Source organism: Novosphingobium aromaticivorans DSM 12444 (assembly GCF_000013325.1).
Classification (GTDB): domain Bacteria; phylum Pseudomonadota; class Alphaproteobacteria; order Sphingomonadales; family Sphingomonadaceae; genus Novosphingobium; species Novosphingobium aromaticivorans.
In genome coordinates, this window is sequence record NC_007794.1 from 427,062 (window position 1) to 446,023 (window position 18,962).

Sequence of the window (18,962 nt, forward strand, 5' to 3'; positions counted from 1 at the left end):
CACGATCCTCGCACCGGCCTGTTCTGACGCGTTCGAACAGGCACCCCCGGGTGCGCGTCTCTTGCGGGCGCGCACCCTGTCACTGATCCAAGGCCAACTGTCCCGATGACAACCGACGCTGTTACCGACTTCTCCCCGATCGCGCTGTTCGCGCAGGCCGACATCGTCGTCAAAGTGATCATGCTCGGCCTTTTGGCAGCCAGCATCTGGACCTGGGCGATCATCGTTGCCCAGATCCTCAAGAACCGCAGGGCGCACGCGACAAGCGACCTGTTCGAGGCCGAGATCAGGGAAGCGGGATTTACCGGCGAAAGCAGCAAGCACCTCGCCCGCGATGCTTCTCCTGCAGCCGCCCTGTTCAAGGCCGCGATGGCTGAATGGAGCAAGTCGGTCCGGGCCAGGGCCAGCCTCGACAAGGACGCGGCCCGCGAGCGGATCGCCGACGTGCTCGAGGGCGCGATCGAGGGGGAAGTCGATCGCCTGTCCGAACGACTCAACTACCTGGCGACCATCGGCTCCATCGCGCCCTTCGTCGGGCTGTTCGGGACGGTCTGGGGCATCATGCGCAGCTTCACCTCGATCGCGGCATCGCAGAACACCTCGCTCTCGGTGGTCGCGCCGGGCATCGCCGAAGCCTTGCTCGCGACAGCCATCGGTCTGTTTGCTGCGATCCCCGCCGTTATTGCCTACAATCGGTTTGGTCACAGCTTGAACCGCTTTGAAGCGCGGCTGGTACGCTTCGCCCGATACCTGCGCGGCAATCTCAGCCGCGAACTGGACGCGCTCTGATGGCGGTCAACCTTTCGGGCGGTTCGGGGCGCGGGCGCCGGGGCTTCGGCGGCCGCAGCCCCATGTCCGAAATCAACGTGACGCCGCTGGTCGATGTCATGCTCGTGCTGCTGATCATCTTCATGGTGACGGCGCCGCTGCTCAGGGCCGGAGTCCCGGTGAACCTGCCCGAGAGCAAGGCCAAGGCACTTGGCGAAGACAAGGATCAGGTAACGCTGAGCCTCTCGCGCGACGGGCGCGTCTATCTCGACGATGTCGAGGTTCCCCCCGGAGCATTGCCCGATCAGCTTGCCGGCCTGCCGCGCTCCGCAGGCGGAGAGCCCCCGCTGGTAACCCTGCGGGCTGACCGGTCCCTCGACTACGGGCGCATCATGGAAGTCATGGGCGAACTCAACCAGGCAGGATTCAACTCGATTTCGCTGATCACCCTCGCGGCCGGCGAGGCAGGTTCGCAGGATCGGGAGAAGCCGGCGCCGTGAACGCAACGGTCGGATCCCTGCTTCCGACTTCGCGCGATGAGCGCGTCGGGCTGGTCCTGGCGGCAGGGCTCCATGCCTTGCTGCTTGCCGCGCTGGCCTGGAAGCCGGTCTCGGTGGCTCTGCCGCCTCCGCCTGAGCGCATGACCGTAACGCTGACAGACTCAGTCGGATTGACCTCGACGTCGCCGGCTCCTGCTGCCGAGGCTGCCGCCGACGTCGCACCGAGTCTCGGTGAGCCGGCGCCGCCTGCGGCGTCATCGCCCCCGATCGAAACCAGGGCGGCTCCTGAAAGCCCGCCCGCACCGCTTCCGGCGAAACCGGCGCCGCCGGCACCAAAAGCGGCGCCGCCCCCAAAGCCTCAGCCTGCTCCGAAACCCACCGCCAGCGCAGTCGCGAAACCCTCTCCTGCGCCCATCCCGGCACCGCGCCCGACGCCTCAACCCGCGCCGCGGCCTTCGCTGGCTCCTGCCCCGCCGCCAGTGGCCAAGGCGGCGGCCAAGCCCGCGCCCAAACCGGCTCCGGCGCTCCCGCAGCGTGCTCTTACGCCCGCGCCTGCTGCCCGCCCTTCGCCTGCTGCGGCATCCGCGCCCGCACGGCCCCCCGCGGCCACGAGCCGGATTGGCGATGATTTCCTGAAGGGCGTTCCGGCTTCACGTTCAGGCAGCCAGGCCGCGCGTCCAGCAGCCGCGCCGGGCGGCAGCCGGTTAGGCGACGATTTTCTCAAGGGCGTTTCTGGTGCGCAGACCAGCGGAACTGCCCGGACGCCCCCGGCAGCCGCAATCGGCCCCGCCGTGCAATCAGCGCTTGCCGGTTCCATATCGCGCCAGCTCAAGCCGCATTGGGTGGTGCCGCAAGGCGTCGAGACGGAAGCGTTGGTGACGGTGCTGTCGTGGTCCCTCAATCGCGATGGCAGCCTTGCGGGCTCGCCCCAGGTGGTCCGCCAGGAAGGCATCACCGATGCTAACCGCGCCCAGGCTGCCCGTCATGCCGAACAGGCGATCCGTGCGGTGCAGCTGGCGGCACCGTTCAATCTCCCCGCCGAATACCACGATGCGTGGAAGCGCGTCGCCTCCTTCCGATTTGACAGGAAATTGTCGCAATGACGCTGCGCATGCTGTTCGCCTTCGCCTTGCTCGCCGCCGCCCCTGCACAGGCGCAGCAGACCGAGCCGCAACCGGCCGAAGAAGGCGGGCTTTCCGGTACGGTGTCGGATGACAGCGAGTGGCAGGATCTCGGGATCGCGATCCCGGCCTTTGCGACCAACGCCGATGTGCCGACGCCGACCAGCGCAGGGTCGACGTCAGCATTGGGCCAGGCGCTCGCCCAGGTGATCAGCGCCAACCTCAGGAACAACGGGCTATTCAAGCCGGTCGGGCCTGAAAGCCTGCCAAGGCCCGGTTTCGAACAGGTTCAGGCTCCCGATTTCGCGGTGTGGTCCGCTCGCAGCGCGGAGATGCTCGTCCAGGGCTATGTGCGAGCCAACGGGGATGGGCAACTGACGGTTGGATGCTACCTCTATGACGTTGCGTTAAAGCAGCAACTCGAGAAAGCGGGCTGGACCGTTGCCCCTGCGGACTGGCGCCGTGCGGCGCACAAGTGCGCGGACATGATCTATGCCCGCCTCTCGGGCGAGAGCCCTTTCTTCGATAGCCGCGTTGCTTACATCGCTGAGTCCGGTCCCAAGGATCGCCGCATGAAGCGCCTGGCCATCATGGATTCGGACGGGGCCAACCACCGCTATCTGACGAGTGGGCAGGCAACTGCACTGACCCCGCGCTTTTCGCCGGATTACAAGTCGATCCTGTATCTGTCGTATCTCAACGGTCGCCCGCGCATCTATGTCTATGATCTGGCGGCCAATACCCAGCGCCTCGTGACGGAAACGCCAGGTCCCACCTTCGCCCCGCGCTGGTCGCCCGACGGCAAGTGGATCCTCTATTCGATGGCGACTGCTGGCAATACCGACATCTACAAGGTGCCGGCGAGCGGCGGGGCCAGTCAGCGCCTTACCGACACCCCGGGAATCGATGTCGGCGGCAGCTTCTCCCCCGACGGGTCGAGGATCGTCTTCGAAAGCGATCGGTCCGGCAGCCAGCAAATCTACGTGATGAACGCCGATGGTTCCGACCATCGGCGCATCAGCTTCTTCGGCGGGCGCGCCGCGACACCGGAATGGAGCCCGCGCGGTGACCAGATCGCATTTACGCACATAGTCGGCAATTTGCGCATAGCCGTCGTGAGCCCCGGTGGAGGGGACCTGCGTTATCTGACGGATAGCTGGCAGGATGAGGCGCCAACCTGGTCACCCAATGGCCGGATCATCCAGTTTTTCCGCACCGAGAAGGGCTCAGGCAAGGCCAGTGTCTGGCAGGTCGATCTTACCGGTCGCAACGAGCGGCGCTTGTCGACGCCGGGCGACGCCTCCGACCCTGCCTGGGGACCGTTGTTGCCGTGATAGGCCTTTACCGGCCACCGCAGTGCCATTGCCGGCGCGCGCGAATCAATTTGTCATTTTGCAGGTCGGCCAATGGGAAATCGACCGAACGCGAAATTGGCGCCTAGGCACCAAGCATCCGATCGACAAGCGCGGCAAGGACCATGCCGAGAAGGACGATAAGCGCGACCAGGATCGGCTGTTTCTCCTCGGGGCCTCTCACGCCGGGCATCAACGCATCAAGGGAAGTTCGGAGTCCATGTCTTCTTATCGGCCTTTAGCAAGGCGGTCGTTATTATGGTCTTTTTAGGTGCAGCTCGACGGCTCAGCGGTTAACCTCCAGCCTTTCCCGGCCATGTTGCCGGGGACGAAGCCGCATTTTACCCCTATGCGGCGCGAACCGCTCGGTGGCTGTCGGCTGGGTTGCTTGATCCCTTCTTCAGCGGACAGCCATCGAGCTACCTCCTTTGTCGGCAGGTGGAGCTCCGTGCGGAAGTGGTTCAAGCGCATATCACCGGATCGTGAGGTTCTCCTCGCCAACCGCTGGTTGCGCCCCATCGCGCATCGGCTGAGCCATCCGGAAATCTGGCATTTCAATCGCCGGAACGTCGCGCGTGGTGTCGCGCTCGGGCTGTTCGTGGGCTTTGTTCTCCCACTGGGGCAGATCGTGGTGGCGGCGCTGCTCGCTGCGACGGCACGAGGCAATCTGCTGGTCGCGGCTGCGGCCACCCTCGTTACCAATCCGCTGACCTTCCCGCCGATCTACTATGCTGCCTATCGTACAGGCTCATTCCTGATTGGGTCTGCGGGTGAGAGTCCTCAAGCGAACCGCGCTCACACTGGTGCGATGATGGAGGCGCTGACAAGCGCGTCGCTCCCGACCCTTGTCGGGCTCCTCCTGTTCGCGATTGTCTCTGCTGCTGCAGGCTTCGCGCTGGTCCATCTTGGCTGGCGCTTCTCATTGGCCCGGCAATGGCGTCGACGGATGCAGTCGGGCGCGGTGGACAGCTACCAGGACGGGAAGGATTGATGGAGCCACATCCGGGAATCCCTTTTCTTCGAGAAGCGCTCGTTCTGCTTGCCGCTGCCGGGCTTGCGGTTCCGCTGCTGAACCGGATCCGGGTAAATCCGATCCTTGGCTATCTGTTGATCGGCGGTGTGATCGGGCCATACGGGCTTGGGTTGCTTGCGGCTGACTATCCGTTCCTTTCGCACGCGGTCATTTCCGATATCGCCGGTGTTCGCGGGCTGGCCGAGATCGGCGTGGTTTTCCTGCTGTTCATGATCGGCCTGGAACTCTCGCTGGAACGGCTATGGTCGGGCCGCGCCCTCGTGTTTGGCATGGGATCGCTCCAGATTCTGCTGACGGCCGGTCTGATCGCCTGGATCGCGACAGGTCTTGGTGTGGAGGAGCCCACCGCCCTGATCGTCGGGGCAGCATTGTCCTTGTCGTCGACCGCGATCGTCATGCAGCTGCTCATTCACGGGCGCCGCCAATTTTCCGCGGTCGGGAAGACCGGCTTTGCCATCCTGCTGATGCAGGACCTGGCGGTGGTGCCAATTCTCTTCATGGTCGGCGTGATTGCGACCCCGGGCAGCGGTGGTCTCGCTGCCGGCCTGGCGGGGGCGTTGGGGAAGGCGACACTGGCGATCGTTCTGATCTATCTGGCCGGACGCCTATTGTTGAGGCCGGTACTGCGCCAGGTGGCGCAGACGCGTAGCCCGGAAATGTTCACCGCCGCGGTACTGCTGACCGTCATCGGGGTCTCAGCGTTGACCGCCCGGTTCGGACTGTCCATGGCGCTGGGCGCCTTTCTCGCCGGGCTGCTGTTGGCCGAGACCGAATACCGCCATCAGATCGAAGTCGACATCGAGCCTTTCAAAGGCCTCCTGCTGGGGCTTTTCTTCATGTCGGTCGGCATGGGCATCGACTGGCGTCAGGTTCTCGCCAGTCCGCTCGAGATTGCCGGGATGGTCACCGGGCTCTGGCTGCTGAAGGCCGTGGTCATTACGGGATTGGCCATCGCCTTCGGCAGGCCGCGGCATGTCGCTGCGGAAGCCGGGATGTTGCTGGGCCAGGGCGGCGAATTCGCCTTTGTCATCGTTGGGGTTGCAGCGGGCCTCGGTGTTGTTGGCGGCGTCCTTGAGCAACAAATCCTGATTGTCACCGGCATCAGCATGCTGCTGACCCCGGTGGTCGCACATCTGGCTCGGCAGCTTTCTGCGGCAATGGAGCGCAAGCGTCTCGCAGCCGCGGCTGACACCGATGAGAGCTTCGCCGATTGCGAAGGTCATATCATCATCGCCGGATTTGGACGGGTCGGCCAGACTTTGGCCCGCGCGCTGGATGCGGAAAACGTGGCCTTTGTTGCGCTCGATGCCGATGCGGCCATGACCGCAGGCCTGAAGGATCGGCACCTGCCGGTATTCTACGGCGATGCGTCGCGCAGCGAAATCCTGGCCAAGGCGGGAATAGATCATGCCGCAGCCGTCGTCGTGACGATGAACGATCCGGAAGCTGCCAGCCGGATTGTTCACCAGATACACCAGCGGTGGCCATCAATGCCGATCCACGCCCGGGCCAGGGATCCGGAGCACGCCCGCCGTCTCCTCGAACTGGGCGCCAGTTTCTGCACCCCGGAGACGGTCGAGGCGAGTCTCCAGCTCGCCGCCAATGTCCTGGTGGGCGCCGGCGTGGACGCCGAAGTGACCCGGCGCAGGATCACCGAGCAGCGCGCCTATGAAACAGGTGACAGCCCTTGAAGGAGAGAGCAGATGACCACTCACGGCAAGCCGGTCCTTGTTGCGACCGATCTCAGTGCCAGAACTGACCGCGCGGTTGACCGGGCAACGCAACTTGCAGGTGAGTGGGGCGTCCGGCTGATCGTGCTTCATGCCATCGAGCCGGATTCGCGGCTCCATGCCCGACCAGAACTCGCGAATCAGGCAATGCGGGAAGTCCTGGCCGATCCTGAAGCCGACGTGGACATATTGCCGGCTTTGGACCTTGCCCCGACGGCTATCGTCGAGGCCGCGAAATCTGCGGACTGCGGCCTGATTGTCACCGGCGTAGCGCGCTTCAATCACGTCGGTGACTACTTCATCGGCACGGCGGTCGACCATGTGGTGCGGCACGCGACGGTTCCGGTACTGGTCGTCAAGCAGAGGCCGCATAATGCCTATCGCACGATCGTGGTCGCTACCGACTACTCCAGCTGTTCGCGACTGGCTTTGCTTACTGCCGCGGAGTTCTTTCCCGATGCAGCCATCCACCTCGTCCACGCCTACCACGTCCCTTATGAGGCATGGTTGCGCTCCGATGAGGTGCGGGAGGACGTGACGCGCGAGGCGCAGCGAGAGCTCGATGCCTTTGTTTTGGATCCCGCCATCCCCGCCAATGTGCGGCAGAGGATTTCAGCCAAGCTCGTCTACGGTGAGACCCACACCGTGCTCTCCAGCACGGCTTACGAGCTCGGCGCGGATTTGCTGGTGCTCGGCACCCATGGCTCTGGCGGGTATTTCGCGGCGGTCATGGGCCGGATGGCGGAATCGTTGCTGCGCTGTGCCGATATCGACACATTGGTGGTCCGGGAAATCGGCTCGACTGGAAGTGAACACAGATAGCCTCGTTATCGGGTTCGAGACAATGTGAACGTGCTCGGCTAGGCTACAGAAGACCTGTCAGGGAAGGGTTCAGTTTGCCCCTTAGACTTACTCATCCAGCGCGTCTTGTTCCGTTGGTCTTCTCCGCGGCAATTGTCCTTGGCACGGTCATTCTCATGCTGCCGATCGCGCGCGCGGGGGCAGGTAGCGCCCCCTTTCTGACGGCTCTCTTCACGTCCACTTCAGCCATCTGCGTTACCGGTCTGATAGTACAGGACACCCCAGTTTACTGGTCCTCATTTGGCCAATGGGTGATCCTCCTGCTCTTCCAGGTCGGCGGATTCGGGATCATGTCAGCCGCAACATTGCTGGGGCTGCTGGTTGGCCGGGGCTTCCGATTAAGTGATCGGCTGCGCACGCGCGTAGAGCGCAGCCACTTCGATTTACACGATGCCCGCAGCGTTCTGCGCCTGATCCTGCTGGTTACGATAGTCGTCGAGGGTACGCTTGCCCTTTTGCTCACTCTTCGGTTGCACTTTGGTCATGGCTACGACTGGGCGGATGCCGCATGGCACGGCATCTTTCATGCTGTTTCAGCGTTCAACAATGCCGGATTTTCGACTTTCTCCGACAGCCTGATGGGCTTCCAGAACGACTGGCTCTTCCTCGTCCCGGTTATGCTTGCGATTGTCCTCAGTTCACTCGGATTTCCGGTCCTGCACGAAATCCGCAATCGCCGCGACGGGCCGGGGCCATGGACGTTGCACAGCAAGATTACCGTCTTGGGAACAGGCATGCTACTGATAGTCGGATTCCTCGCTGTTCTTATGGCGGAATGGAGCAATCCCGCCACGCTTGGCGCAATGCCCCTTGGCGATAAAATCCTGAATGGTGCCTTCCAGTCCGTCACGACCCGCACGACAGGATTCAATGCCTTGGATATTGGAGCACTTCAGGAAGAAACACTGCTTGTCACTTATATCCTGATGTTCATTGGCGGAGGTAGCGCTGGCACTGCAGGAGGCATAAAGGTCACCACTTTCTTCCTCCTTGGGATTGTCGTCTGGTCGGAAGCGCGCGGAGAACGCGACGCAGCTATTTTCGGGCGCCGGATAGGCCCGGCAATTGAGCGACAAGCCCTGACGGTTGTATTGCTTTCCACCGCACTTATCGGTGTGGGCACTCTGATCATCTTGTCCGCGACACACCTGCCGCTGCAGGCCGTACTGTTCGAGACGATTTCGGCATTCGCCACCGTGGGGCTCTCCACAGGTATCACGGCGCAGCTTGGACCGATTGGCCAGGTTGTTCTGATCATCCTGATGTTCATCGGCAGGGTTGGCACCATCACCATTTCTACTGCTCTTGCCATGGGCATGGGCCGAACAGCTTTCCGCTATCCAGAGGAGCGCCCGATCGTTGGCTAGGAATCCAAATCGCAATCGCGCAGAAACCGTGCTGGTAATCGGCCTTGGCCGCTTCGGCACCGCCGTGGCCTCCTCGCTCATCCGCATGGGCCATGAAGTTCTTGGAGTGGACGAGGATCTGAGCCGCGTTCAGGAAACCGCTGATCGCTTAACCCATGTACTACAGGCAGACTGCACTAGTCCCGAAGCCTTGCGTCAAATCGGCATTGCGGACTTCAAGACCGCGGTCATCGCAATTGGCGGCGACATCGAGGCAAGCATTTTGACGGCACTTGCCGTGATCGAGGCTGGCGTTCAGACTATCTGGGCAAAGGCAACCAATGAACGTCACGGCAAGATCCTGAAAAGCATCGGAGTCCAGAACGTGATCTACCCCGAAGCCCGAATGGGGCAGATGGTTGCTCATATACTGACGGGCAAGATGATGGATTTTGTCGAGCTCGATAACGATTTTGCAATGGTGAAGACCCGCACGCCGGGTGAATTGGTGGGGCTAACGCTGGAGCAGGCACAGGTTCGTCAACGTCATGGCGTCACAATTGTCGGCGTCAAGCGACCAAATGAGATATTCACTTACGCACAAGCGACTACCACTCTGGCGGAAGGCGATCTCCTCATCATTCTCGGCGAAGTTGAAAGGGTTGAGCGATTCGCTGCACAGACCTGAAAAACCCGCGCGCATTATTGTGCGTATTGAATTAATTCTGCTCCGGCGCGAAGCACAGCGAAAGTCACGCGGCCTCGCGTCGGAAGTGAGGAGCAAGCCGCCCATTGAGATTTTGCAAGCTCAGGCGCAACTGCTTCTCGATCTCGATCAGACCAAAGAATGCAGCCCCGACACCAATAATGAGCAGTCCATCGCGGATCGGGACCGACTGTGTGCCGAAGACGCGTTGCAGCGGTTCCAGGAAGGTTATCGCGAACTGCGCGGCTGTCACGACGATGACTGCCAACCACACGATCGGCGTGCCCTTGACCGCCCTCCAGTTCAGCGAGCTGCCGTAGATGTTGCGGATGAAGAAGAGGTGGAAGATTTCCAGCACGACCAGCGTGTTCACAGCCATGGTCTGGGCCAGCGCGAGTGAATATCCCTTATCCAGCGCATAAGCGAAGATGCCGAAGACGGCGACGACGAACAGGCCCGAAACCAGCACAATATGCCAGATCAGTTCGCCGGTGAGTAGCGGTGCATCGCGAGCCCGGGGTGGACGGAGCATGGTCTTTCTCTCGCTCGGCTCGAAGGCCAGCGCGATGCCGAGCGTCGTGGCCGTGATGAGATTGACCCACAGGATCTGGACAGCCGTTACAGGCAGGGACAAGCCGGCGAGCACGGCAACCACGATGGTCATCGCTTCGCCAGCGCTGGTCGGCAGGGTCCAGCTGATGACCTTCTTGATATTGTCGTAGACCGTCCGGCCCTGCCGCACGGCGGCCGCGATCGAGGCGAAATTGTCATCGGCCAGGACGAGCTCGGACGCTTCCTTGGCCGCTTCGCTGCCCTTGATGCCCATCGCGGTTCCGGCATCCGCCCGCTTGAGAGCAGGCGCATCGTTGACGCCGTCTCCGGTCATGGCGACGATCAGCCCTTGGGACTGCAGCGCGGTCACCAGACGCAGCTTGTCGGCAGGTGAGGTGCGCGCAAAAATATCGGTTTCCATAACCGCTTCGGCCAGTTGGTCGTCCGCCAGATCCGAAATGTCGGCACCGGTGAGCACGCGGCCGGTATTGCGAAGTCCTATCTGGGCGGCGATCGCCCGGGCAGTTGCGGCGTGATCGCCGGTTATCATTTTCACCCGGATGCCGGCGGCATGGCATTCCGAAACCGCTTCGATCGCTTCAGCACGCGGCGGATCCATGAGGCCGACAAGGCCAATCAGGGTAAGCTTGCCCTCAAGGTCGCTGGTGTTCAGAACCGTATCGTCCTGCCGCATGGTCCGCACTGCAAGGGCGAGAACCCGCTGCCCGTCCCCTGCGAGAGTCTCGACCGACCTTGACCAGTAGGCTTCGTCCAGGGGTTCGGTTTCGCCGTTGCAGTCCTGCTGGTCGCCGCACATCGTGAGGATCGCCTCGGGAGCGCCTTTGACATAGGCGAAGGCTTGCCCCTGATGGTCGTGGCACAAGACCGCCATGTAGCGCCAGGCCGCATCAAACGGGATGACATCAGTGCGCGTCAGGTGCTCGAACGCGCGCAGCGAACCATCGCTGATCTTTCCGGCAAGTGCGAGCAATGCGCCTTCCATCGGATCGCCTTCGACCCGCCAGTCGTCCCCGGATCGCACCAGCGAGGCATCGTTGCACAAGGCGGCTGCGCGGGCGAATTCCACCAGCACGGGATCGCCGCTCGCTTCGACTGGTTCTCCGCCCGCCTGCAGCATCCCCGCCGGGGCGTAGCCGGCACCCTCGATGGTATACTCACGGCCCGAAGACACCAGTGCTGCGGCCATCATTTCGTTTCGCGTCAGCGTTCCGGTCTTGTCGGTGCAAATGACCGAAACCGACCCCAGGGTCTCAATAGCCGGCAAGCGGCGGACAATGGCGTTGCGTTTCGCCATGGCCTGCACCCCCACGGCAAGCGTGATGGTGAGAACGGCAGGGAGCCCTTCGGGAATTGCGGCGACGGCCAGGCCCACGACGATCATGAACATTTCGTCGAAGGGCAGCTGTCGGACGAATGTCCCGAATGCAAGGATTGCGGCGCCGACAAGAAGAATGAACGCGGTCAGCCACCGGGCGAAGATGTCCATCTGGTGAACTAGCGGGGTGGTCAGCGTTTCGACCCGGGAGAGCATCCCGCTGATCTGGCCGATTTCCGTGCCGCCCCCTGTGGCCGCGACCACACCGCGCGCTGTTCCGGACACCACCAGCGTGCCACTGAAGGCCATCGAGGCGCGGTCTCCAAGCGAAGCATTCTCGGGCACGGGGGAGCAATCCTTGTCGACCGGAACAGATTCGCCGGTAAGGATCGCCTCCTCCACCTTCATGCCCCGTGCCTCGATCAGGCGCAGGTCTGCCGGAATCCGGTCACCTGGCTCGAGTAGCACGATGTCACCGGGAACAAGCTCCGACGCATCGATTGTTGCTCGCACACCGTTCCGCAGGACCGCCGAACGGGGGGCCAGCATCTGCCGGATCGCCGCCATCGCCCCTTCGGCGCGGCCCTCCTGGATGAAGCCGATGATCGCGTTGGCCATCACGACGGCGAGGATCACGCCGGTATCCACCAGGTGCCCCATCAGCGCCGTGATTACGGCAGATGCCAGCAACACGTAGATGAGAATGTTGTGAAAGTGCCGAAGGAAACGCAGGAAGGGACTGCGCGCTGCCTGTTCCGGCAGGCGGTTCGTGCCATACTTCTCCAGTCGGCGGCTCGCCTCTTCAGAACTCAGCCCGTTTGGCACGGCTTGCAGGCTGCGCAGGACGGCGTCCACCGGTTGGGCATGCCAAAGGGGATTGTGATCTTTGAGCATGCCCTCGGCCGTGCCTCCTTGCGAGCAATTCGTCCTTATGCCCCGTCGGCAACTGTCGGCAACGCTCGTCAGCCGCCAGTCGGTCGCGGCACCATACCTTAATGCGACAAAAGCACGGGGAGGCGCGGATCGTCGAAAACGGACAGTGTTGCCCCGCCCAGAATGAACTCGCGTAGCCGCGAATGACCGAACCCACCCATGACGAGCAGATCCGCGCCGAGTTCCTGGGCGCCTTCCTGCAGCGCTGTTCCGATCGACCGCTCGCCCAGTTGCTGGCGGACGACCCGGGCCGCAAGGCCGCGGCGGGAGAGGAGGCTAGCCACGGCACTGTCGTCCAGGGCCGAGGGGATGGCCTTTTCGTCTCCCACGATCAGGAAGGCGAGGTCCTGCACCTCTGGCAACAGTGCCAGCGCGTCACCCAGAGCCCGGGCAGCCGACTTGCTGTTGTCCCAGGCGATGACCACGGTCTTGCACGAGAACCCTTGCTTGTGTTGCGCCGGGACCAGCAGCAGTGGGCGGCCGATCTCGAACAGCAGGTTTTCGGCGATCATGCGATCGCTCATCATACCGCGCCGGTCGGCCCCGATCACGACAAGGTCGTGCAGCCGGGCATGATCCGCCAGCCATCCTATTACACCGCGCGAATGATCGAGATCCGTCGCGGTATGCGCGGTGATCCCGCGTCGCGCCGCCTCTGCCACCAGCGCTTCGGCATTGGCTCGGTTGGCTGCAACGCGCTCTGCCGATTCAGCCTCCATCTGGCTGTAGCTGCGTCCCTCTGCCGACGGCGGCAGATTGGCGTCGAGACTAAGCAGGAGCCCGGTAAGGCCTGAATTGGACGCAGCACAAACGCTCAGTCCGTAATGGGCCGCACCCTCATCAAGATCGAACGTATCGACTGTCGCATAAAGCATCACCAGTCGTCTTGAAGCCGCATGTGTCATGTGTGTCCTCGTCCCTTTCAGTCAGGAAACGAGTGGCCCGGTCGGCATGCTCTTGCACCGCAAGACAGCATCGGGCTCACCCGATGCGGTCCGACATCACGATCACAGGATCGTCAGAGGGGCCCGGCCCGCAGGAACAATTCTAGCCGGACCTCGCTTGACTGCAAGGCAATTAGGCAGCGCAATCCTGCGGGACGCAATTTCCAGATAAACCGGACAAGATCGCTGCAATAGTCTACAATGCCCCCTCACCGCCGAGGGATCCATGCCATGGACACCATCGTACGCCACAGCTGGCTCCGCCTGTTCCTGCTATCGCTTCTGTTGGCAGGTTTCGCGCAGGCGTGGGCCAACGCCCAGACGCAGCCCGGCAGAGATGAGGTGCCCGTTCTCACGATCGAAGGGGCCATCGGCCCCGCGACGGCAGACTACGTCGCGGGCGGCATAGCCCGGGCGGCCGAGCAGGGCGCGCCGATGGTGATCATCCGCATGGATACTCCCGGTGGGCTCGACACCTCGATGCGCGAGATCATTCGCGCCATCCTGGGTTCTCCGGTTCCCGTTGTGACATATGTCAGTCCCAGCGGCGCGCGCGCTGCGAGCGCTGGCGCTTTCATACTGACTGCGAGTCACGTGGCGGCAATGGCCCCGGGGACCAATGTCGGGGCGGCGACACCGGTTCAATTGGGAGCGCCGGCCGCACCCTCAACGCCCAAATCCAGCGATCAGCAGGCCGACGACAAGGGCACCTCATCTCCAGCGAAATCTGGCGGTGCCAGCGAGGCCAAGGCCCTCAACGACGCCATTGCCTACATTCGCTCACTCGCGGAAATGCGGGGGCGCAATGCGGACTGGGCGGAAGCGGCAGTGCGCGAAGCGGCGAGCCTCTCGGCCAAGAGCGCCCTTGAGCAAAAGGTCATCGATATCGTGGCCCGAGACGACGGTGATCTGCTCGCCCAGATCAATGGTCTCACCGTCGCCTTGGGCAATGGACAAGTCCGGCTCCAGACAGACGGAGTACGCTTGACGGAGGTCCTTCCCGATTGGCGTACCCGGCTACTGTCAGCGATCACCAATCCGAACATCGCCCTGATCCTGATGATGATTGGCGCCTACGGGCTGCTGTTCGAGTTCATGAACCCCGGCGCGCTGTACCCCGGTACAATCGGGGCCATCAGCCTTTTGCTCGGTTTTTATGCCCTGTCCGTCCTTCCGGTGAACTATGCCGGGCTCGCTCTCATCGTGCTCGGCCTGGCACTGATGGGGGCCGAAGCGTTCTCGCCCTCCTTCGGCATCCTGGGCATCGGTGGAATGATAGCCTTCGTTCTCGGCGCGACCATCATGTTCGATACAGATGTCCCGCAATTCCGTGTCGCGCTCCCGGTGTTGGCGGCGATCGCCGTCGCCAGTCTCGGCGCAACTGTGCTGACCATGCGACTGGCGCTACGGTCACGCCGGAGCAGCGTTGCGACCGGCCGCGAGGAAATGATCGGTGCGACCGGCAGCGTGCTGGATTGGCAGGGAACCGGCGGACATGTCCGGGTCCATGGCGAGCGCTGGAACGCCCGCGCCGTCAGCGAGCTTCACGCGGGACAGGAGGTCCGCATTATCCGGCTTCAGGGCCTGACAGTGGAGGTTGAACCCGCAAATTAGCTCTCGGGAAAGGAGACAGGCCATGGGCATGCTCGGAGAACTCGCATTTTACCTTCCGCTAATATTCCTGGCGCTGCTGTTCCTGATGGCGGCCGTGAAGATCCTGCGGGAATATGAGCGCGGGGTCGTCTTCACGCTGGGTCGCTTTACCGGCGTGAAAGGACCGGGCCTCATCCTCCTCGTTCCATTCGTCCAGCAGATCGTCCGGATGGATCTGAGAACGATCGTGCTCGACGTGCCTACCCAGGACGTAATCTCGCGTGACAACGTCTCGGTGAAGGTCAACGCAGTCATCTATTTCCGGGTCATCGCGCCGGACCTGGCCACGATCCAGGTAGAGAACTTCATGCAGGCGACCAGCGAGCTGGCACAGACCACGCTGCGTTCGGTCCTCGGCAAGCACGAGCTCGACGAGATGCTGGCCGAGCGCGACAAGCTCAACGCAGATATCCAGGAAATCCTCGATGCCCAGACCGATGCGTGGGGCATCAAGGTCGCGAACGTCGAGATCAAACACGTTGATATCGACGAATCCATGGTCCGCGCCATCGCGCGGCAAGCGGAAGCCGAACGCGAACGGCGAGCCAAGGTCATCAATGCCGAAGGTGAGCAGCAGGCAGCGCAGAAGCTTCTGGAGGCGGCTGAAATCCTCGGACAGCGCCCTGAGGCCATGCAGCTGCGTTATCTGTCGACGCTCAACGTCATTGCGGGCGAGAAGAGCTCGACAATCGTATTTCCCTTCCCGCTGGACTTCATGGAACTGCTCAAGGGGAGCAAGCAGGCACAGGAGGGCTAGCCATTCCGGAAAAACATCGCGGAGTGATTGATCTAAGGGTCCGGAGCCTCAGAGATCTTTTCCACCAATTCGATCCCTCGCCCATGGTCGGGCGCGACCTCGACAACGAGGTAGAGGCATACATCCTGGAGAGCGCGCTCGAGTTGCCGGAGCGCGCCTATCGTTTGGTGATCCATGTCGCCTCATCGGAAGCTGAACCGGTTGGCAAGGACACCATAGCCGCAGCCGTTCGCTCCTATTTCGCATATCGCAGCGACGTGCAGGCCAGGCGCCTTCGGCTCCTGCTGCGGGAGGGCAGGCATGCCTTGCTCGTAGGCCTGGGGTTCCTGACGCTTTGCTGGGGCCTTGGTTTTCTGGCTGTGGATCTTGTCCCTGTGCCTTTCGGTGACTTTCTCAACGAAGGGCTGTTGATCATTGGCTGGGTGGCGAACTGGCGCCCTGCCGAAATTTTCCTCTACGACTGGCGCCCCATGAAACGCCAGGGCGCAGTTCTCGATGCGCTTGCTGAAATGGACGTGCATCTCCGCATCGACCGCCCGGATAGCTCTGCCGAGCCGGAGTCCGGAACCAAGGCGCAGCGGGATATTGCTGGGAAGACAGTGATTATTTGATCAGCACGGAGCAACTGCGATGTCTTATTACTTCTCGAAAACCGTCAGCGCGCCATTGGATGAAACTGTCACTCAGGTCCGAAATGCGCTGGCTGATCAGGGCTTCGGGGTGATTACCGATATCGACATGGCAAAGACTCTCCGTGACAAAATCGACGTCGAATTCAGACCATATCGAATTCTCGGCGCTTGCAACCCGAAGCTGGCCTATGAAGCCCTGCAGGTGGAGGACAAGGTGGGGACTATGCTGCCGTGCAATGTCATCGTTCAGGAGTTCGCTCCGGGACGCTGCGAGGTCGCTGCAATCGATCCGGTCGCTTCGATGTCTGCCATCGACAACCCGGCCCTCCAATCAGCCGCGCAAGCGGTGCAACAGCGGTTACGCTTGGTAATCGAAGCAATTGGCTAGCTGGTTGTCGCGCTGCTCAGAATGGGAAAAACCAGTGAATCGCCGCAACAGCGACGACCCAGGTCACCAGGTTCAACGGTAGCCCGACCTTGACGAAATCCATGTAGCGATAACCCGCCATCTGATAGACGAGTACGTTGGTCTGGTAGCCGAAGGGCGTGGCAAACGCCGCGCTCCCCGCGATCATGACCGCGACGAGGAACGGACGCGGGCTCACTCCCATGCTTTCGGCAAGAGCCACGGCCAGCGGTGTTACGAGGACAGCGACGGTTGCGTTGGACAGCAGTTCGGTAAGCAGCAAAGTGCCGCCATAGAGTAGTACCAGCGCCATCAACGGGCCGAAGCCGTCGACCGACTTGACCAGCCAGTCGGTCGCTGACGAAGCGAGGCCGGTTTCCTCCAGCGCAATGCCGATCACCACCATGCCCGCGATCAGCAGCAGGATTTCCGGCCGCAAGCCGCCATAGGCTTCCTCAGGCCGGATGACCCGGACGAGGATAAGCAGGACCGCGCCGGCGAAGGCCGCAGCCGCGATGGGGATGAGGTTGAAGGCAGCCAGCGCCACGACCCCGATAAAAACGCCGACTGATGCCAGTGCCTTGGTAAGATCAAAGCGATGATCCTCGGCAAAATCGCGAGGGTCGCCAACGGCATCCCCGGCAATATCAACATGGCTGACATGATGCTTGGCTATTTCTGCGGGATCAGGTCCGTCGATCCGCGGCGATGACTTGAGCAAAGGCCCGGAAAACAGCATCAGATAGAGCCCGCCAGCCAGGGCAACGGCCAGCCCGACGGGCGTAATCTCGAAGATCGTGAAGGGCGCCTGCCCCGAAGTGCGGGCCATGTCGTCCACAAGCAGGTTGGTTGAAGTGCCGATAAGTGTGCAGCAGCCGCCCAGCACCGCCACATAGGACAGTGGCATCAGGAACCGCCTGGCATCGAGCTTCAGGGAATTGGCGACATCCCTGACAACGGGAGCCGCCATGACCACGATCGGTGTGTTGTTGAGGAATGCCGAACCGGCCCCACATAGCCCGATCATGGCCCAGATACCGGTCGCTCCAGTTTTTCGGCAAGCTTTGACCATGGCCCTGATCAGGCGATCGAGCAGGCCCGAAAGCTCCATGGCATGGGCAATGACAAACAGGGAAGCCAGCGTGATGAGCGCGGGGCTGCCGAAGGCGCTTTGGACCTCGCTTGGCCGGACTGCCCCACTGGCCAGCAGCACTGCCGCACCGGCAAGCGCGACGATGTCAGCGCGGATCTTGTCATGGATCAGGGCGGCGATGACGCCAGCCAGGACAACAAGGGTTATGATCTGTTCGAATGACATGACTGATGTCTCGCAAGCCCGGCTCTATTCTCGCACCGGCAATTCAGCAATCGCAAGGCTGTTAGCGCGGGCCATTTTTTGTGTGGTTGATTTCGCGAAAGGGTTCAATTTCTGTGCCGTGATCTGCTAGCCATCAAGAATGCCGGCGTTGTCCCCCATGTCTCCCTCTTTCCACACAAGGCAAGGGAAGCTTGCCGTCCTGGTAGGGTTGGCAGCATTGATCATGAGCGGGTGCAGCAGCAATGTGCCCGGCGAAGATCAAGCTGCGCCTAGCGACGCTGCAAGCGAGAATGTGTCAGAAGTTGCGCCAGGGCAGCCAACTGAAGCTACGCGGCTGGCCCCGATCGGTCGGATTGATCTGATCGCAGCATTTGGCCGGGCCAGCGATGCGGTAGCGGCTGGGCAAGCACTCCCCGATGCCAACCGCCAGCTGGTTGGCAGGACATTCAGTCTGAAGTTGCCATTTGGCTGCGACGGCGAAGCGGACAAGGAACGTCCGGCCTGGGCAGGCTGGACGCTTGATCGGAACCGGCAGGCCCTCAAACTGTCTGCGGCCCCTGAACGCTGGACTGATGCCGCTTGGGCAAAATCCATTGCCGGTGACATGGCTCACGAAGCCGTGGAGGGGTTCTGGATTGAACGGCCTTGGACCAGCAGCGAAGAATGTCCGGCTGGCAATCCGGCAAGCGAAAGTGGCCTTCCCGCCTCGGACGAACGCCAGACCATGGGCATTGCTCAGTTCTTCGCTCCGGATTCGCCCCGGACTTTCCAGCGCGGATCGCGGCCCTACGCGCACACAATCCGGGTTCGGGAGCCAGCAGATGTCGAAGGCCGCACCTACCGATTTGCCGTAAGCGGACGGGTAACGGGATTTCCCGACGGCCAGCCCATCCACTGCGTGCAGGATGCGCCTGATCGACGTCCTGTCTGCCTTATGGCGGTAGAACTGGCGCGGGTCTCTTTCGAGGACCCGCGCGACGGAACCGTCCTTGTGGAGTGGCGGAATTAGCCCGG

At 62.3% G+C, this 18,962-nt stretch carries 17 protein-coding genes; 14 read left to right on the plus strand and 3 right to left on the minus strand.

All coding sequences use genetic code 11. The features are described 5' to 3' along the window. Positions 1–105 precede the first annotated feature (105 nt). From tolQ to SARO_RS01990, 9 genes are all read left to right on the plus strand, one after another. Positions 106–789, plus strand: coding sequence for a protein TolQ (tolQ, locus tag SARO_RS01950; RefSeq protein WP_011444052.1), 684 nt, complete (start codon positions 106–108; stop codon positions 787–789). Then, positions 789–1,268 carry an ExbD/TolR family protein gene (locus tag SARO_RS01955; RefSeq protein WP_011444053.1) on the plus strand — a complete coding sequence of 160 codons (480 nt, stop codon included), beginning with the start codon at positions 789–791 and terminating at the stop codon, positions 1,266–1,268. The genes tolQ and SARO_RS01955 overlap by 1 nt, the downstream gene beginning before the upstream one ends. Before the next feature lie 479 nt (positions 1,269–1,747). After that, entirely contained in the window at positions 1,748–2,371 is a 624-nt protein-coding gene (locus SARO_RS21415) for a hypothetical protein (protein ID WP_234007393.1), read from the plus strand. Continuing rightward, the gene (gene tolB / locus SARO_RS01965; protein ID WP_011444055.1) at positions 2,368–3,723 is read left to right on the plus strand and encodes a Tol-Pal system beta propeller repeat protein TolB; all 1,356 of its coding nucleotides are present in this window, start codon (positions 2,368–2,370) and stop codon (positions 3,721–3,723) included. The genes SARO_RS21415 and tolB overlap by 4 nt, the downstream gene beginning before the upstream one ends. A 466-nt stretch (positions 3,724–4,189) precedes the next feature. Then, positions 4,190–4,732 carry a DUF2062 domain-containing protein gene (locus tag SARO_RS01970; protein WP_011444056.1) on the plus strand — a complete coding sequence of 181 codons (543 nt, stop codon included), beginning with the start codon at positions 4,190–4,192 and terminating at the stop codon, positions 4,730–4,732. Beyond that, on the plus strand, positions 4,732–6,465 hold the full coding sequence (locus SARO_RS01975; RefSeq protein WP_011444057.1) for a cation:proton antiporter: 1,734 nt from the start codon (positions 4,732–4,734) through the stop codon (positions 6,463–6,465). The genes SARO_RS01970 and SARO_RS01975 overlap by 1 nt, the downstream gene beginning before the upstream one ends. 12 nt (positions 6,466–6,477) lie before the next feature. Then, positions 6,478–7,326, plus strand: coding sequence for a universal stress protein (locus SARO_RS01980; protein ID WP_011444058.1), 849 nt, complete (start codon positions 6,478–6,480; stop codon positions 7,324–7,326). A gap of 113 nt (positions 7,327–7,439) precedes the next feature. Then, a complete protein-coding gene (locus SARO_RS01985; protein WP_234007394.1) occupies positions 7,440–8,732 on the plus strand; it encodes a TrkH family potassium uptake protein in 1,293 nt (430 codons plus the stop codon). Continuing rightward, positions 8,725–9,399 carry a potassium channel family protein gene (locus SARO_RS01990; protein WP_011444060.1) on the plus strand — a complete coding sequence of 225 codons (675 nt, stop codon included), beginning with the start codon at positions 8,725–8,727 and terminating at the stop codon, positions 9,397–9,399. Before SARO_RS01985 ends, SARO_RS01990 begins: the two co-directional genes overlap by 8 nt. 64 nt (positions 9,400–9,463) lie before the next feature. Here SARO_RS01990 and SARO_RS01995 read toward each other — a convergent pair whose 3' ends face one another. Together SARO_RS01995 and SARO_RS02000 are read right to left on the minus strand one after the other, a co-directional pair. Beyond that, positions 9,464–12,199 carry a cation-transporting P-type ATPase gene (locus SARO_RS01995; protein WP_011444061.1) on the minus strand — a complete coding sequence of 912 codons (2,736 nt, stop codon included), beginning with the start codon at positions 12,197–12,199 and terminating at the stop codon, positions 9,464–9,466. Positions 12,200–12,297: 98 nt separating this feature from the next. Further along, the gene (locus SARO_RS02000) at positions 12,298–13,113 is read right to left on the minus strand and encodes a universal stress protein (RefSeq protein ID WP_234007395.1); all 816 of its coding nucleotides are present in this window, start codon (positions 13,111–13,113) and stop codon (positions 12,298–12,300) included. A gap of 300 nt (positions 13,114–13,413) precedes the next feature. Between SARO_RS02000 and SARO_RS02005 the strand changes: the two genes are divergently transcribed. The 4 genes from SARO_RS02005 to SARO_RS02020 all read left to right on the plus strand — a co-directional run bounded on the left by SARO_RS02005 (position 13,414) and on the right by SARO_RS02020 (position 16,612). After that, positions 13,414–14,796: an NfeD family protein gene (locus SARO_RS02005; protein ID WP_011444063.1), complete on the plus strand. Its 1,383-nt coding sequence runs from the start codon at positions 13,414–13,416 to the stop codon at positions 14,794–14,796. A gap of 22 nt (positions 14,797–14,818) precedes the next feature. Beyond that, positions 14,819–15,592: a slipin family protein gene (locus tag SARO_RS02010; protein ID WP_011444064.1), complete on the plus strand. Its 774-nt coding sequence runs from the start codon at positions 14,819–14,821 to the stop codon at positions 15,590–15,592. An 83-nt stretch (positions 15,593–15,675) separates the two neighbouring features. Next, complete coding sequence (locus SARO_RS02015; RefSeq protein ID WP_011444065.1) at positions 15,676–16,203, plus strand: hypothetical protein; 528 nt, start codon at positions 15,676–15,678, stop codon at positions 16,201–16,203. A gap of 19 nt (positions 16,204–16,222) precedes the next feature. Then, on the plus strand, positions 16,223–16,612 hold the full coding sequence (locus tag SARO_RS02020) for a DUF302 domain-containing protein (protein ID WP_011444066.1): 390 nt from the start codon (positions 16,223–16,225) through the stop codon (positions 16,610–16,612). A 16-nt stretch (positions 16,613–16,628) separates the two neighbouring features. On the opposite strand, the gene SARO_RS02025 is transcribed toward SARO_RS02020, so the two are convergent. Continuing rightward, positions 16,629–17,948: an SLC13 family permease gene (locus tag SARO_RS02025; protein WP_011444067.1), complete on the minus strand. Its 1,320-nt coding sequence runs from the start codon at positions 17,946–17,948 to the stop codon at positions 16,629–16,631. A 208-nt stretch (positions 17,949–18,156) separates the two neighbouring features. Between SARO_RS02025 and SARO_RS02030 the strand changes: the two genes are divergently transcribed. Further along, on the plus strand, positions 18,157–18,957 hold the full coding sequence (locus SARO_RS02030) for a hypothetical protein (RefSeq protein WP_143004812.1): 801 nt from the start codon (positions 18,157–18,159) through the stop codon (positions 18,955–18,957). Positions 18,958–18,962 lie beyond the last annotated feature (5 nt).

Coding starts and splice junctions, on each gene's coding strand:
- SARO_RS02005 (WP_011444063.1), top strand. CDS start 13,414: ATGGACACCATCGTACGCCACAGCTGGCTCCGCCTGTTCCTGCTATCG.
- SARO_RS01975 (WP_011444057.1), top strand. CDS start 4,732: ATGGAGCCACATCCGGGAATCCCTTTTCTTCGAGAAGCGCTCGTTCTG.
- tolB (WP_011444055.1), top strand. CDS start 2,368: ATGACGCTGCGCATGCTGTTCGCCTTCGCCTTGCTCGCCGCCGCCCCT.
- SARO_RS02010 (WP_011444064.1), top strand. CDS start 14,819: ATGGGCATGCTCGGAGAACTCGCATTTTACCTTCCGCTAATATTCCTG.
- SARO_RS01995 (WP_011444061.1), bottom strand. CDS start 12,199: ATGCTCAAAGATCACAATCCCCTTTGGCATGCCCAACCGGTGGACGCC.
- SARO_RS01955 (WP_011444053.1), top strand. CDS start 789: ATGGCGGTCAACCTTTCGGGCGGTTCGGGGCGCGGGCGCCGGGGCTTC.
- SARO_RS02000 (WP_234007395.1), bottom strand. CDS start 13,113: ATGCTTTATGCGACAGTCGATACGTTCGATCTTGATGAGGGTGCGGCC.
- SARO_RS02025 (WP_011444067.1), bottom strand. CDS start 17,948: ATGTCATTCGAACAGATCATAACCCTTGTTGTCCTGGCTGGCGTCATC.
- SARO_RS02020 (WP_011444066.1), top strand. CDS start 16,223: ATGTCTTATTACTTCTCGAAAACCGTCAGCGCGCCATTGGATGAAACT.
- SARO_RS01980 (WP_011444058.1), top strand. CDS start 6,478: ATGACCACTCACGGCAAGCCGGTCCTTGTTGCGACCGATCTCAGTGCC.
- tolQ (WP_011444052.1), top strand. CDS start 106: ATGACAACCGACGCTGTTACCGACTTCTCCCCGATCGCGCTGTTCGCG.
- SARO_RS02015 (WP_011444065.1), top strand. CDS start 15,676: ATGGTCGGGCGCGACCTCGACAACGAGGTAGAGGCATACATCCTGGAG.